At 43.2% G+C, this 15642-nt stretch carries 11 protein-coding genes; 2 read left to right on the top strand and 9 right to left on the bottom strand.

What is annotated here, in order from left to right; genetic code table 11:
• Positions 1-483: 483 nt before the first annotated feature.
• Entirely contained in the window at positions 484-2163 is a 1680-nt protein-coding gene (rho, locus tag H6571_23780) for a transcription termination factor Rho (protein MCB9326769.1), read from the top strand.
• Between the two features lie 279 nt (positions 2164-2442).
• Here the strand turns inward: rho and H6571_23775 are convergent, their stop codons facing one another.
• Complete coding sequence (locus H6571_23775; protein ID MCB9326768.1) at positions 2443-2991, bottom strand: hypothetical protein; 549 nt, start codon at positions 2989-2991, stop codon at positions 2443-2445.
• A gap of 65 nt (positions 2992-3056) precedes the next feature.
• A complete protein-coding gene (locus H6571_23770; GenBank protein ID MCB9326767.1) occupies positions 3057-3527 on the bottom strand; it encodes a hypothetical protein in 471 nt (156 codons plus the stop codon).
• A gap of 275 nt (positions 3528-3802) precedes the next feature.
• On the opposite strand from H6571_23770, the gene H6571_23765 reads away from it, so the two are divergent.
• Positions 3803-5695 (top strand): amidophosphoribosyltransferase, encoded by a 1893-nt coding sequence (locus H6571_23765; protein MCB9326766.1) that lies wholly within the window; start codon positions 3803-3805, stop codon positions 5693-5695.
• Between the two features lie 114 nt (positions 5696-5809).
• Here H6571_23765 and porQ read toward each other — a convergent pair whose 3' ends face one another.
• The 7 genes from porQ to pckA all read right to left on the bottom strand — a co-directional run bounded on the left by porQ (position 5810) and on the right by pckA (position 15079).
• The gene (gene porQ, locus H6571_23760) at positions 5810-6886 is read right to left on the bottom strand and encodes a type IX secretion system protein PorQ (protein MCB9326765.1); all 1077 of its coding nucleotides are present in this window, start codon (positions 6884-6886) and stop codon (positions 5810-5812) included.
• Positions 6887-6908: 22 nt separating this feature from the next.
• Positions 6909-7625 (bottom strand): toxin-antitoxin system YwqK family antitoxin, encoded by a 717-nt coding sequence (locus tag H6571_23755; GenBank protein MCB9326764.1) that lies wholly within the window; start codon positions 7623-7625, stop codon positions 6909-6911.
• Positions 7626-7827: 202 nt separating this feature from the next.
• A complete protein-coding gene (locus H6571_23750) occupies positions 7828-9663 on the bottom strand; it encodes a DUF3137 domain-containing protein (GenBank protein ID MCB9326763.1) in 1836 nt (611 codons plus the stop codon).
• Positions 9664-9669: 6 nt separating this feature from the next.
• Positions 9670-10191, bottom strand: a complete 522-nt coding sequence (locus H6571_23745) for a hypothetical protein (GenBank protein ID MCB9326762.1) — start codon at positions 10189-10191, stop codon at positions 9670-9672.
• A 44-nt stretch (positions 10192-10235) separates the two neighbouring features.
• Positions 10236-10823, bottom strand: a complete 588-nt coding sequence (locus H6571_23740; GenBank protein MCB9326761.1) for an outer membrane beta-barrel protein — start codon at positions 10821-10823, stop codon at positions 10236-10238.
• A 146-nt stretch (positions 10824-10969) separates the two neighbouring features.
• Complete coding sequence (gene recG, locus H6571_23735) at positions 10970-13087, bottom strand: ATP-dependent DNA helicase RecG (protein ID MCB9326760.1); 2118 nt, start codon at positions 13085-13087, stop codon at positions 10970-10972.
• Positions 13088-13498: 411 nt separating this feature from the next.
• A complete protein-coding gene (gene pckA / locus H6571_23730) occupies positions 13499-15079 on the bottom strand; it encodes a phosphoenolpyruvate carboxykinase (ATP) (protein MCB9326759.1) in 1581 nt (526 codons plus the stop codon).
• Between the last annotated feature and the right edge of the window lie 563 nt (positions 15080-15642).

The raw sequence follows: 15642 nt of genomic DNA, 5'->3' as shown, positions 1-15642 counted from the left end.
AATTAATTTTTGCAAAGATACTATTTGAAATCAAAAAATAAATGTATTTTTGCCGGGCATTTATCATTTAAGGCACGCCAAGCCAATTCTATCTTCCACTATTATTGCAAAAATTCAATTGTAACCTTGTATAAATTTTGAAAGGTGGGATTATGTTCCAATTCTGGCATTTTCCCTTTATTCATCACAAAGTTTACCGTTGATAATAAAGTTTGATTTTTGCCATTTTCTTAAATAACCCTGATAGAAAACTTTGTGCTGCTGATAATACACAATTCACATTAATCGAATCCTCCAGGCATTTAATACTGACGTTCATTTTCGAAAAAATATTATTAACGGGAAAAAGTGGAAAGATAAAATGCATGATCCGGAGTAAAGAAATGGTGATCGGATATTTATAATTTTTCATTTTAAATTTTTCATTTTACTTACCCTCATCCCGGCAAGGGATCATTCAAAAAGAAATCTACTAAAAATATTATGATTGATATTTTGCAACTTAATGACATGTTGGTTCCTGAACTGAAGGAACTGGCAGAAAAACTTGGCCTTAAAGGCTATAAGAAGTTTAATAAACAAGAGCTGATTCATAAAATCCTGGATCAACAAGCTGTCGTAGGGGCCAGTACCCCCCCTTCTGAGGAAGGCAAAAATCCCCCGAAAAAGAAAATCATCTCACGCTCTGCTGTAGAAGCAAGAAATAAACCCCAGGTTGAAGAAAATTCAAAGGTTGATGACGAGGCTACTGAGGAAGAAAAAAGAAGACCGCGTAAGGTCATAAAGAAAAAAGTCATTCAGAAACTTGAACGCGTCGAAAATCCTGAACAGGTTGAAAAAACCGAGCGCATCGAAAAAGTCGAACGTATCGAAAAGCCTGAACGTGTTGAAAAGCCTGAGCGTAATGTAAAACATGAACGTAAAAGGGAGGATATTCCTTCAAAAAACATTGAACCTAAATACAACAGGGACGATAAATATGAAGGAGATTCCAGACAGGAATATTCCGATAATGACGATGAACCACGATTCGATATTGAACTGGATGGGATCATTGAAGGAGAGGGAATCCTCGAAATGATGCCCGACGGTTATGGTTTTCTCCGCTCTTCTGATTATAACTATTTGACTTCTCCTGACGATATTTATGTTTCTCCTTCCCAGATAAAATTATTCGGGTTGCGCACCGGCGATACCATTAAAGGCGCCATTCGTCCTCCGAAAGAAGGCGAAAAATATTTTGCACTGCTTCGTGTGGGCAAGATCAATGGACTCAATCCACAGGATGTTCGTGACCGGGTACCTTTTGATTACCTGACTCCCTTGTTCCCTGATGAAAAACTCAACCTGACAGTTTCTCCTACAGGCAGAGACTTTAGCAACAGGATGATCGATCTTTTTACGCCGATCGGGAAAGGTCAGCGTGGTTTGATCGTAGCCCAGCCTAAAACAGGTAAAACATTCCTGTTGAAGGATATGGCCAATGCGATCGCTAAAAACCATCCTGAATGTTACCTGATCGTTCTGTTGGTGGATGAACGCCCGGAAGAGGTAACGGATATGAAACGCAGCGTTAATGCGGAGGTGATTGCCTCTACCTTTGATCAGCCTGCCGATAATCACGTAAGAGTTGCCGGAGTGGTTTTGGAAAAAGCAAAACGCCTCGTAGAATGCGGACACGATGTGGTGATCCTTTTGGATTCCATCACACGTCTGGCCAGAGCTTATAATACCGTTGCCCCTGCTTCCGGAAAAGTATTGTCCGGTGGTGTGGAAGCAACCGCACTGCATAAACCTAAAAAATTCTTTGGTGCTGCCAGAAATATTGAAGGGGGAGGTTCCCTCACCATCCTGGCTACTGCACTGATCGAAACCGGGTCGAAAATGGATAGTGTCATCTTTGAAGAATTTAAAGGAACAGGTAATATGGAACTTCAATTGGATCGTGCATTGTCTAATAAACGCCTGTATCCAGCCATCGACCTTACGGTCTCCAGTACACGTCGGGACGATCTGCTTTTAGACAAAGATACTTTGCAGAGGATGATCATTCTCCGCAAGCACCTTGCCGATATGAAACCGGTAGAAGCTATGGAGTTCATGCGGAAGAATATGCTGCATACCTCCAGCAACGAAGAATTCCTCGCTTCCATGAATGGATAAGCAAAAAGAGGAAATTTAAAACATGAGACATCCCGAATTTTATCTGATTAGATATAATTCGGGATTTTTCTTTTACAAAAAGAGATAAACCGCAAAACCTGCCTTCCTGCGTCTGCACGCAGGTTTTACATTTAAAAAATACTTCAAATAATCATATAATTTCCAGTTCAGACAGTTTTTGAAATTCCGGGAACCTGTCCTCGGCATGGAATGCCGGGATGACTCCTGTTTTGGTGGGTATGCCGTAACAAGTCCGGTGATTAATATTTATCAGTTCGTTTACGACAGTGCGAAAATAATGGCGATAATCAACAAAATGATGACAGCCACAGTGATGTAAAAGCTGTTGTTGTTTTTGTATTTGTTGAAAAGCAGTTCGAGGGCTTGTCTCCATTCTACCTTTCGGGCCACAGCTTCCTTGACCAGAACAAAATACCTCCTTTCCATGGCTTTGGGGTTACCGTGTTTTTTTAGGATAAAAAAATCGCCGTCAAGAAAGGCCAGCTCGTATATTTCTCCTTCACTTTCCTTGAACCCGAAGATCAGTTTATTACTCAGGTAACGCCATTCACCGGCATGGTAATCGCCGTCAATGGATCGAAGGTACTCGCCTTCGGGGTTGAAGATGTGCATGGTGATTTCATGAAAATCATCGTCATCCCTGAATTCGATCCAGTGTTTTTCAACGTAGAATTTTTCTTCTCTCAGGTCTTCACTATGGTGTCTGATCTGTGGGATGATCTTGTCCAAATACTCATCCATCGTATCTGCAGGCGGCAGGTCCGAGTTGAAAGCATCAGCAATATTATCGACTATTTTATTATCCAAGATACACAGGTTTTATGCAGATTCCCAATGCCCGGAAGGATCAGGAAATTGCTGGCGTGCACGGATTATTCCGGGAATTCAATCGGGTTGATCATCGATAGTTTTATGACCTTTTTTTCTTTGGCATCGATAGCCATAAATCCAAAAATTCCTCCTGAAGATTCGGCCACGTGTTTGGCAAAGCTCAATAAACTTTCATAATACAATTGAGCATACCAACTATCGATCTTGGGTAAAATATCGTTGAGTTTAGCCAGTTTGTCACTGATGAACTGGTGCATTTCAGTTTCATCTTCAGGTAACTTGTCCAGGTAATATTGTAACCTTTCCTCAAATGTCTCTCCGACTTCGCGGTAAAAGGGTTTGAGTTCTGCTTTTTCCTTGTATCCACGGATTTTGGTGATTTTTGTGGCCCATTCTGTTTCGCGGGAGTCAATCTTACCGTCCGCCCCTGCGACGAGTAATGTGACCAAAGATATGGCATCCATCATCAATTCACGTTCTTCAGCCTTCAACGCTTCGAGTTCCTTTATCATTTTAAATAATTATTTTCGCCTGTTTAATAATGTTGTAATCGTTTAAAAATGAAGCGAATGCACATTGTTTGTTTATTAGCATTCTTTCATATTCCTGCCCATTCATCCTGATTATTCAACCTGTTGAAGTCAGGAAAAGTTCACCCTGATGGTGCAGTTTGACTAAACCTGATGCAAAAGTAAAAAACAAATCCAAAATAGTGTTTTTAAAAATGCGTGATTTTTCTTTTGTACTGCTTAACTTTGCGCTTTTGAATCACCTCTATACATACTTCATGAGTGAACAAATAAAACACGAGTGTGGAATTGCTTTAGTTCGTTTGTTAAAACCTCTCGAATATTACCAGGAAAAATATGGTACTTCACTCTACGGTCTGAACAAATTGCGGTTGTTGATGCAAAAACAACGCAACAGGGGACAGGATGGCGCCGGAATGGCAACGATCAAACTGAATCCGAACCCCGGTGAAAAATATATCAGCCGGAAAAGAAGTGTGGCCACCAATTACCTTGAGGATCTCTTCAAGCAGGTTTACTGGCACTTTGAAAATCTTCCGGAGGACAAACTCAACGACTCCGCCTGGCTCAAGGGCAATAAGCCTTATGTGGGGGAAGTTTTGCTGGGGCACCTGAGGTATGGGACACACGGGGATAATTCCATTGAAACCTGCCATCCGTTTTTGCGACAAAACAACTGGATCACCAGGAATCTCATCCTCGCCGGAAATTTCAATATGACCAATGTGGATGAATTGTTCGGGCACCTGGTGGAATTGGGGCAATATCCGAAGGAGAAGTCAGATACGGTGACTGTACTCGAAAAAATCGGCCATTTCCTCGATGACGAGGTGGAGCGGCTTTTTACCTGGTACAAACCCAACGAAATTTCAAACGAAAAGATCAATAAACTGATTATTCATAAGCTCAATGTAAACCGGATCCTCAAGCGCGCTTCTAAAAAGTTCGACGGTGGGTATGTGATCGCTGGGATGATCGGCCATGGAGATGCTTTTATGATGCGGGATCCTTCGGGAATCCGGCCGGCCTATTATTATGCGGATGATGAGATCGTCGTAGCGGCTTCTGAACGCCCGGCCATCCAAACGGCCCTGGATGTTCATTTCTCTTTGATCAAGGAAATCGAACCTGGTCATGCCCTGATCATTAAACATGACGGGCGGGTGAAACTGAAACAATTTAAGCATCCACTGGAAAGAAATGCCTGTTCTTTTGAACGGATTTATTTTTCCCGGGGAACGGATCGTGATATTTATCTCGAACGTAAAAAATTGGGGGAATTACTTGCAGATACGGTGACCCAGGCCATTGATGGTGAATTTGAACATACGGTTTTTTCAGCGGTTCCCAACACGGCCGAAACCGCCTTCTTTGGGATGGTGGAGGGGTTGGAAAAACGACTGAATGTCATCAAACAACAGAAAATTCTCGAACTCGGGGATCAACTCGATGCAACAAAACTGGAACAGATTCTTTCCCGAAAACCCCGCGTGGAGAAGATCGTGGTCAAAGATGCGAAACTCCGCACTTTCATCGCAGACACCGACTCCAGGGGCGATATGGTGTCACACGTTTACGATGTAACCTATGGCATTGTTCAAAATCATGTAGACACGCTCGTTTTGCTTGACGATTCAATTGTCAGGGGAACCACCATGCGCGACAGCATCATCCAAATGGTGGCCAGACTCAAGCCTAAAAAGATCATCATTGTGTCATCGGCACCCCAGATTCGTTACCCGGATTGTTATGGTATTGATATGTCGAAAATCAACGAATTTGTAGCTTTCAGAGCTTTGGTGGGATTGTTGAAAGACCATAAAAAAGAACATCTTTTGCAGGAAACCTATAAGCGCTGTAAAGCAACGGAGCATTTTCCGAAAGAAAAGATCAAAAATGAATTGATCGAACTGTATAATGAATTTACCTATGAGCAGGTGTCTGACAAGATTGCCGAAATCATCAGCCCGCCCAATATAGTCCCTGAAGTTCAAGTCATTTACCAGTCGATAGAAAACCTCCACATCGCCTGTCCGGAAAATAAGGGGGACTGGTATTTTTCAGGAAATTATCCCACCCCGGGCGGAAATAAGGTGGTAAATAAGGCTTTTATTAATTATATGGAAGGAAAGAATGAAAGAGCGTATTAATGATTCATGTAAAATTTTAAATTTCAAAAGATAAAGCAGGGCAATCGGATGCAAAAGGGATCAAATTTCCCTGGTGGTAAGCCCTAAAATCCTTTGGGCCGGGGAATGGAGATTCTAAAATCCGCGAACTACTCTTCTTTTTCTATGGTAGTCTCCAAAATTGGTAGATACTCCTATGTGATTGACCTTTTGGCCTAAGTGAAAATTCGAGCGGCCGTAGTCGAGGCGGAAAGTTTTTACTTTTAGGCCGAAACCGAAAGAGAAACCGGAGAATCCTCGATAATTCTGGATGGTCATTTCCATTTGACGAAGGTGACTGTAGCCAAACCTAAGCCGGAGGTTTTCCTTCCTGCCGAGCAGGAACTCACCGCTGAACACAAAATGCCTGAAAAGATTGTCAAAAAGGATAGAGGCCTGGCTTCGTTCCTGGGGTTCCTCGCCCAAAAAGAGGATCTGGTCTTCTGCATTGGGATCGTCGTACAGGATATTCCATTTATCAAAATAACGGTACACAACCGAAAAGCGGAAGGGCAGGTATTTAAGTTGCTTTGAAATGCCTGCCTGCATTTCAAAAGGAATTCTTTCTCTGTTGCCTTCCCCATAAGTTGAAAGTTGAGCCCCAAGATTTTTGGCAAGCAGGGTGGCCGTAAATCTTTTGGAAGTATCGGAATAGGTGACCGAAAGATCGGTAGAGAGCCCCAAAGAGTGATAAGATTCAAAGGAAGAAGTGATCAGTTTGAGGTTTGCTCCAATGGTAAGCCGTTCCTGCCAATGATAAGCGGCTCCGGTGGTGATGGCAAACTCTTTGGCTTTAAAAGTGCCCAGGACATCTCCATGATCATCTGTTGTATCAAAAGTCCCGTAACTGGTGTATTGTATGCCCCCGTGAAAAGTCGTTTTCCATTTTTCCACGTGATGACCGTAACCGAAATACCCGAATTTTATCCCCGCCACATGGAATCCCTGGTTGAAGGTAAGACTTTGGTGCATTTGCTCGTTCAGCAACGAAGGCGTATGGTAGGCCAGTGCCACATCATCATCCATCACGCTGATCACCTGGCCGCCCAGGGCAGAAATCCTCGGGGAGGCTGCCAGGTTCATAAATTCATAAGTCGTTTGTCCGCCAATCTGCCCCAAACAAGGGACGATTATACTGGTCAAAAACAGGAGAGGGAGTAGTTTTTTTGTCATGATACTGGTTGGTGGTCGCTTGTTACTGAATGTCTTCTTTTTTCCAGATGGTTTTACAGATACCGTTTTTACAATCCATTGTTTTTACGAGTACCCCTTCTTCGTCATATAGTTTGAGCAGCCCGTGTTCGTTATCTCCGTCTTTGAAGAATCCTTCAGCCTTTAGGTTACCGTTGGCGTAGTATTCTGTAAAAGGGCCGTTTTCGTCATTGTCGCGGAACGTCACTTCTTCTTTAATTTGCCCGGTTTCATAATAGCGCACCCAGATGCTATCCATTACATTATGGACGTAGTTGCCTTCCTGTTCCAGTTTGCCACTGGGGAAATAGGCCTGGAAGTTGCCGTGAAATTGGCCATGATCGTAATGTTCCACAATTTGTTTGGTTTCTGTTTCAGGAAAAAAAAGGATTCTGCTGCCGTGCAGGGTGTCGTTGAGGTAATTGGCTGCCTCTAGTAATCGGCCCAGAGAATCTTTGCGTAAAAACAATCCCTGACGGGCATAATCCGATTTATTTCGGCTGTATTCAAGGGTGTGGTGGTATTCGTCTTTTATGGTTACCACCTCAAGGTTGTCATCGAGTTTGTCGAAAGAAAAATTTTTCAGCCGGTTGGCATCGGACGCTGCTTCCTCAAGATTTTCCAGCCCGCCTTTTGTTTCATTGCCTGAACTGTTACTACAACTGTTTCCTAAGAGTATAAAACTGATCAGGAATGTAAATAATAATATCTTTTGCCACATAATGGTTGAGTTTTAAAAGCTTAATGCAATAACGATTAAAAAGCTTTTGAATTATCAGATCATTGGAGAAAAGTCCCTTTGGTCCTTTAAATTACGTTTTGATTCATCCTATTAGGATCAGGGAGGTCGTTTTGCTCCCAATTGAATTTTTAATGGTGGTTCATCAAATGGTTTTATATGAATCCCGTCTGCGTTTAAACCTTTAATGGGTCTGGTCAAAATCCTGGACGATCCGGAGGGCCATGTCAATATCGTCATAAAATGCTTTGATCAGGACAAAACTCAGGTTCGAACGCAGGATACGCGGTTCCAGGATATCTTTTTTAGAAGTAATGCCGGCATAAATTTGCTTGTCGATAAAGGAAATATAGATGTCTTTTTTGTTCTTTTCGATAAAATGGACAATGGCTTCCTGCATTGGGTCGGAAAGGATGCTGATCACATGGGTGTCTTCGGTGGCGTAAACGGTAAATTTTTCCCTGAAAGATTCATTGAGGATCTCATTATCCACGTTTATTCCCTCTTGCCAGGTGAAATTCTTTATGGCTTTCGTCAGGTACTGTCTTTGACTTCGGGGCCACAAAATAATTTTCCCTTCTGTTTCCTCGTTGAAAATGGCGTGGAGGAAAATGCCTTTAAAGATGCCTTGTAGTTTATTACTCACCGGGGATACTTCCCTGACATCGAGTTCACTGAGTTCAAAATCCATTTCACCGATCTTGCCATGGATATAATCCTCCCCTTTATAAAAATCAGCCTTTGTACTAAAGATACCGCTTTGCAGGAATCTTTTTTTACTGATGAATTTTTTGGGATCATAGGACAGTTCCCTGTAATTGACCAGTTGCTCATTCATAAAATGGAGAATGAGGTTTACAATGCGTGGTTTAAAGGTGCGGACGAATTGCCGGATTTTTGAGGCCAGGAAAAATATATATACGCCCACCGGAAGAGATAACAACAGGGTGAGAAAGAATATATTGATGTAAATATCCAGGATCAATAACATGACGAGAAGTGTTGCAGACAGGCCAAGCAGGACTAATAAACGCTTGCGGCTGTTTTCCATGCGGAGTAATTCCGGGTAAATACTGTGATTGTAAAAAACACGAAATTCTCCTTCCCGATGTTTTTTGCTTGTATTGAACATCTGCAGGAGCACCCCTTCCTTCATTGCATAGGGAGAAAAAACGATTTTTTGAACGCCTGTTTTTTTGAGAATGTGTTGCATCAGGATAAAAGCCACTACGATCATATCCACCCGTTTCTCCGGCAGGTTTTCCATCTCCAGGCGTTCGTTGAAAGTGGCAGAAACGATGGACTGGAAAAAAGTTTTGAACTGGTCGATGGTTATGGAAAAGGGTTTGGTGGGATCTTCCTGTAAACTCAGATGCTGCAATACATCAAAGGAACCGGCTGCGCCGATGAGCCTTTTGACCTTGTATTTTTCAAAAGCCCGGTTCAGGGGGGTAAGGACTTCATCCAGGAATTGGTGTATGGCCTCCCGCTCCTCCATGGAAATGGGGTCGCTTTTGTGAAAATCATGGAACAACACAGCAATGCCCACCGGAAAACTCTGTGCCCATAATATCCCGAATTTGTTTACGATGATGAATTCCACACTTCCCCCGCCGATATCCATGATCAGGTCAGGTTCCTTGTGGGAGGGCACCATATAGTTGACCCCCTCGTAAATCAGGCGGGCTTCCCTTGATCCGCTGATCAGCTGGATGTCGATACCCGTTACTTTTTTTACCTTCTTAATAAACTCCTCACCATTGGTTGCGGTACGCAGTGCTGCAGTGCCCAGGGCCATTTGGATTTCAACCTCAAACTCTTCCAGTTTATTTTTGAACTCTTTCATGGCTTCAAGGCCCCTTTCAATAGCTTCAGGGCAAATGGTGCCAATGCCTTTGGCCGCAAGTTTAACGAACCTCCTTTCCCTGTAAATTTCGCGAAAGCCGTCAATCCCATCATCCTCGGCAATGAGGAGATGGAAAGTATTGGTTCCTAAGTCCATGACGGCGTATCTGTACATAGGTGTTTATTGTCCCTGTTGTAAATTTTGCTGGACTGCCTTTTGTTTCTGGGCATTGACCTGGGCAAAAATATTCGTAAAAAAGTTTACTCCTGACTGGGTGAAATTATTGGCATAAGCGTACTTCCCGTCTTTGTAAAAAAGGAAATACAAACACTCATTCTTAAAGAATATATCGGCCTCGGCCTCATTCCGCCCCTGGATCTGGAAGAAAATCCTCCCAATAGGTTGACAGGAATTATTGATTGTTTGCGGAACATTGGTGGAAATGTAATTGAGCATTCCCCTGATGTCTGACTGGTTTTTTTGGTTGATGGAAAAGTCCTCATAGTAAAAGATTACATCCACATAATCAGCACTGTCGAAAAGCAACTTAGCCTTTTCCTCCGGGTAACCCGGCAATGTGTTGGCTTCGCCAGGGGTAACAGTGGGGGCACTTTGGGTAGCAGGAGTTTCTTTTGGCGTTCCACCTTGTCCACAGGCCCAGATGATACAAGATAAGATCGCTAGCATGAATAAATTTTTCATTTCAAAAAGTTTTTTTTGCTTAATATTATTAGTTGAAGATAACGCTAAAACAGATAAATGGCCCGCAGCCCGATCACTCTGCTGAGGAATTTCCCGTTATCGGAGTTCCCCTGCAAATTACTCAATGATTTGGACCATCTCAGGTTAAAAGAGAGGTGCTCATTGGTCATCAAACTGGTTTCCACAATAAAGGTAAAAATGTTTGAATTATAATCCTGTAAAGCAGAAATATCAGTCCCGGTGATGTCTATTGTTGTATAGTTGATCAGCCGGGCATAAGAAAAGCCGGTGCCTAACTTGAATTTCCATTCGTTAAAGTGCAGCAGTACGGGCACTTCCACTAAATTGAACTTTAATTTATCATAAGAAGAGCTATAATCCGTGGCAGCGGCCTTACTTCCCTGTTGGGAATATAAAATGCTCAACCCCATTTCCCAGCGTTCCGTGAAGATGGTGTACACCTTCAGCCCGCCCTGGAAGCCTATTTGGTGAAATCCAATGAGATCGTCCCCGTCAATCTGGTTGAAATTGGCCCCGACCACCACTCCGCCTTTAAATCGTTGGGCTTCCCCTTTTATCGAAAAGGCCAGGATGAAAAATATCATCAGACCGCTTAGCATTAATTTATTCATTGATGTATTTTAATTTCGAGTTACCTTATTTTTTTGAATTAAATCCAAGTTCATCCCGTACCGCAGGTCGGGATTGTTCAAAGTGTTGTTTTTAACCTGGTGAAACTCCAACATTCCCTCATTGTCTCATTTGTCTCATTCCCGCATTAACTAATCCTAATCCATCCTTTCAGCACTTTTTTATTTTTGGCCAGGTAGTGTTTGATTGGGTTATTTTCCGGTTTTTCAATATTGGGATCTTCTTCCAGGATTCGCGAGGCGATTTCCCGTGCGGTTTGCAGAATGCGCCCGTCTTTGGCGATGTCTGCAATCCTTAAATCCAGGATACCACTTTGACGCGTTCCCTCAATGTCACCGGGCCCGCGGAGTCTGAGGTCTGCTTCGGCTATTTCAAACCCATCGTTGGTTCGAACCATGGTTTGAATGCGTTCTTTGCCTTCAGCGCTTAGTTTGAAGCCGGTCATCAGGATACAAAAAGACTGTTCAGCGCCTCGTCCGACCCGTCCTCTAAGCTGGTGCAATTGGGATAAACCGAAACGTTCCGTATTTTCGATGACCATTACGGACGCATTGGGAACGTTTACCCCTACCTCTATAACGGTGGTGGCTACCATTATTTGTGTTTCGCCCTTAACAAACCGCTGCATTTCGAAATCTTTATCTTTCGCCTTCATGCGCCCGTGAACCACGCTGATCTGATATTCAGGTTTAGGGAAGTCACGGGATAGGGCTTCATATCCTTCTTCGAGGTTTTTCAAATCCAGTGTTTCTGATTCTTCGATCAGAGGGTACACTACATAAATCTGTCGACCCAGCTTAATCTGTTCCTTCATGATACCGATGACTCGCAGGCGATGATGTTCTGTTCTGTGCATGGTACTGATCTCCTTCCTGCCCGGCGGCAATTCGTCAATCACAGAAACATCGAGGTCGCCATAAAGGGTCAGTGCCAGCGTTCGGGGAATGGGCGTTGCGGTCATGACCAGCACATGGGGAGGGTAGGGCGTACTCTTTTTCCACAATTTAGCCCGTTGGGCCACTCCGAAACGATGCTGTTCATCGGTAATAGCCAGTCCGAGGTTTTTGAACTGGACGGGATCTTCGATCAGGGCGTGCGTGCCCACGAGAATCTGAATCTCATTGTTGGCGAGTTTTTCGAGAATGGCCTGCCTTTTTTTCCCTTTAATGCTTCCGGAAAGGAACGCTACCTCAATGTCCATTCCTTCGAGGTATTCACTGATTGAAATAAAATGCTGCTGTGCCAGGATTTCCGTCGGAGCCATCATACAGGCCTGGTACCCGTTGTCCAGGGCAAGGAGCATGCACATGAGCGCTACCACCGTCTTTCCGCTTCCTACGTCGCCCTGCAACAGCCGGTTCATCTGGATACCCGAACCGAGATCCCGGCGAATTTCCCTGATGACCCGCTTTTGGGCTCCGGTCAGTTCAAAAGGCAGTTTTTCATTATAAAAACCGTTGAATTGATCCCCTACCTGTTCAAAAACATAGCCTTTGACGGCCTGTTTTCTGCCCATTTTTAATTGAAGCAGCCTCAGTTGTAAAAAGAACAATTCTTCAAATTTCAATCGCCGGGTGGCCGCATACAAACTTTCCTGATTTTCCGGAAAATGAATATGCTTCATAGACTGGAAGTGGGAAGGGAATTTGAATGCCGCGACCAACTGTTTTGGCAGGTTCTCTGGCAGATCGGCAGGGGAGAGCTTTTCAAAAAGGGCTTCCATCATGCGCCGCCGGGCCTTGGATTCTACGCCTTTTGAGTTTAATTTCTCAGTGCTCGGATATACCGGGGAAAAAGTCGCAGCCTTTTCCATGTTGTCTTCATTGACTTCCTCCATCTCCGGATGGGCCATGTTGAACTGGTTGCGAAAAGCGGATATCCTGCCGTAAACGACATATTCTTTTCCTACCACCAGCGATTTTTCAAGCCAGTGGATACCCGTAAACCAGATGAGATCCATCACGCCCGTTTCATCCCTGAACCGTCCTTGCAGTCTTTTTCGCCGCCCTTCACCGGAAACGGTGAGTCGCCGAAGGATGCCCCTTAATTGCACGGTGCCGCTATCAATATTCAATTCGCTGATCTTGTGGAATTGAGTCTTATCCACATACCGAAAAGGATATTGATGGAGCAGATCGCCAAAGGTGTGAATGTTGAGCTCCTTGCGCAACATTTCACCTTTTTTGGGGCCTATGCCCTTAAGGTATTCGATCGGCGTATCCAATATGTGATCTCGTGAAGACATTTCACAAAAGTACCGAGAATTTTTGTACCTGCGAAATCGAAGATTCACCCAAAAGCATCGATTTCCATTTTATTTTTTGCTTTCATAAAGGAATTGTCCAAATAGAGGGGAAGTTCAAAATCGCTGAAGGGGTAAAAGCGGGGTGACCCTACGAAGCAAAAACACACTTCAAATTCCAACCCATAATTCTGGTAGGGTCAAATTCCTGCCATTCCTTGGTCGAAGATGTCTCCCGGACATTTCATGGGCGGGATTTCGCTGAGCTCAACTTTGTTCCATTTGCAGTTACCTGTGCTGCTTATTACCGTTAAAAAAATCCCTGGATAAAAAAATCCCGAATTTTGGTTTTAACCAAAATCCGGGACGAACAATTTTTAAAAAGTTTTTTTGGCCTAGAGCCTTTTCCCGCCTTTATAACTTTGGCCCTGCTGCCACGATAGCCGGATTGACATCTGCTTCAAATTTTTTAAAATTTTTCTGGAACAGTTTGATCAGTTTAGCCTTAACCTGTTCGTATTTAAGCGGCTCCTCCCATGTTTTCTTGGGTACCAGTTTCTTGGAAGGAACACCAGGGCACTCCAATGGGATTTCAAATCCGAAATTGTCATCCACCATGCTTTCCACATTGTCGAAATCGCCACTGTGAATAGCGTCTATGATGGCACGGGTATATTTCAGCTTGAATCTTGCCCCAACGCCATAAGCTCCACCGGTCCAGCCGGTATTGACCAACCAGGCCTGAGCATTTGAATTTTTAAGTCGTTTAGCTAATAATTCTGCATATTTATTAGGATGCCACATCATGAAAGCAGCACCAAAACAGGCAGAAAAGGTAGCTTCAGGTTCTGTTATTCCCATTTCGGTACCGGCTACTTTGGCCGTATATCCGGAGATGAAGTGATAACTTGCCTGCTCAGGCGTTAATTTGGCCACCGGAGGCAATACCCCAAAAGCATCACAAGTAAGGAAAATAACATTTTTAGGTTCCCCGGCAACACATGGGAGCTGGATATTATCGATAAAGTGAATCGGATAAGAAGCCCTTGTATTTTCGGTGATGGAAATATCGTGAAAGTCAACGGTTCTCGTTAACTTGTCATAAACTACATTTTCGAGTACGGTTCCAAAACGGATGGCATTGAAGATATCGGGTTCCTTTTCAAAAGAGAGGTCGATGGCTTTTGCGTAACATCCGCCTTCAATGTTGAAAGTACCTTCATCCGTCCAGCAATGTTCGTCGTCACCGATGAGCTTGCGTTTAGGGTCGGCGCTGAGGGTGGTTTTTCCGGTACCTGAAAGACCAAATAAAACAGAGACGTCTCCTTTTTCGCCTACGTTCGCTGAACAGTGCATAGGCAATACTCCCTGCAGTGGCATCAGGTAATTCATGACGGAGAATATCCCTTTTTTCATCTCTCCTGCATATTCCGTTCCCAGGATGACGATTTCTTTCTCTTCGAGATTTACGTCAATACTGGTTTTGGAGGTCATACTTGGGGTATGGGCATTTGCGGGGAAGCCCCCTCCATTAAAAATAACATAATCAGGTTTTCCAAAGTCTTCCAATTCTTCTAAAGTAGGCATAATAAGCATGTTTTGCATAAACAAGGCATGGTAGGCCCGGGTACAAATGATCCGTACTTTGATCCTGTACTTTTCGTCCCAACCTGCAAAAGCATCTACTACAAACAGTCTTTCTCTTGTGTTGAGATAATCAATCGCTCTTTCCCTGTTAATGGCATAGATATTTTGGTCAATCCCGATGTTGACGTCACCCCAGTCAATATTATGTTCTGATTCCGGGTGGACAACGACTCTTTTATCCTTAGGACTGCGGCCTGTTTTTTTGCCTGAAAAAACCAATAAAGCCCCTACGTCTGAAATTGCCGTTCCTTTTTCCGCGCGAAGAGCAATTTCGTACAAACCGGGGACACTGGTATTGCGATGAATATTTTCAACTTCAATTCCATACTGATGAAGATTAAAAGTCATGGATTTTTTATTTTTAGTTAGGAGAAAAATAATTAAGCGTCAAAGGTACAATTTTTTATTTCCAGAGATAATGCCGGGAGGTTGATTATCTTCCACCCAAGGGCATTTTTTTTATTGATATTTATTAATGAACCGTTGGAAACGCCTGGGTCAGGCAGGAATTTTTGAAGAAATGCACCCAAAAAATGACAATCTGATGACAACATTTTTGATCCATTCCCCATGTCATATTTGTTGTATATACAATGATGTTCTTTGAGTAAAATAAGTTAAATAATCTAAGGTGTTGCCGGTATTTCCGACATACTGCGAGGGTTCATTAAATCGTAAAAAACAAAGATGAAATTCTTCCTGCCAGAACGGGAATCCAGACGCTCTTTTATCGGTTTTCCGAACAGACAAAAAATGAAAAAATGTCATGTTAAAAGCTGTTTGTCAGGAAATTATGTCATTCTTAAATCTTAAAAATGAATGTTTTTTTGACAAAATTTCCGAAACGGGCGTATGGCATTTTTCTTGCAGGATTATTAATGTATTTGAAAAACTATTTTTTCACCAAAAAC

This window comes from Lewinellaceae bacterium (assembly GCA_020636105.1).
Taxonomy (GTDB): Bacteria; Bacteroidota; Bacteroidia; order Chitinophagales; family Saprospiraceae; genus BCD1.
Note: the sequence above shows the minus strand (reverse complement) of the source record. Positions and strands in the feature narration are given on the sequence as shown.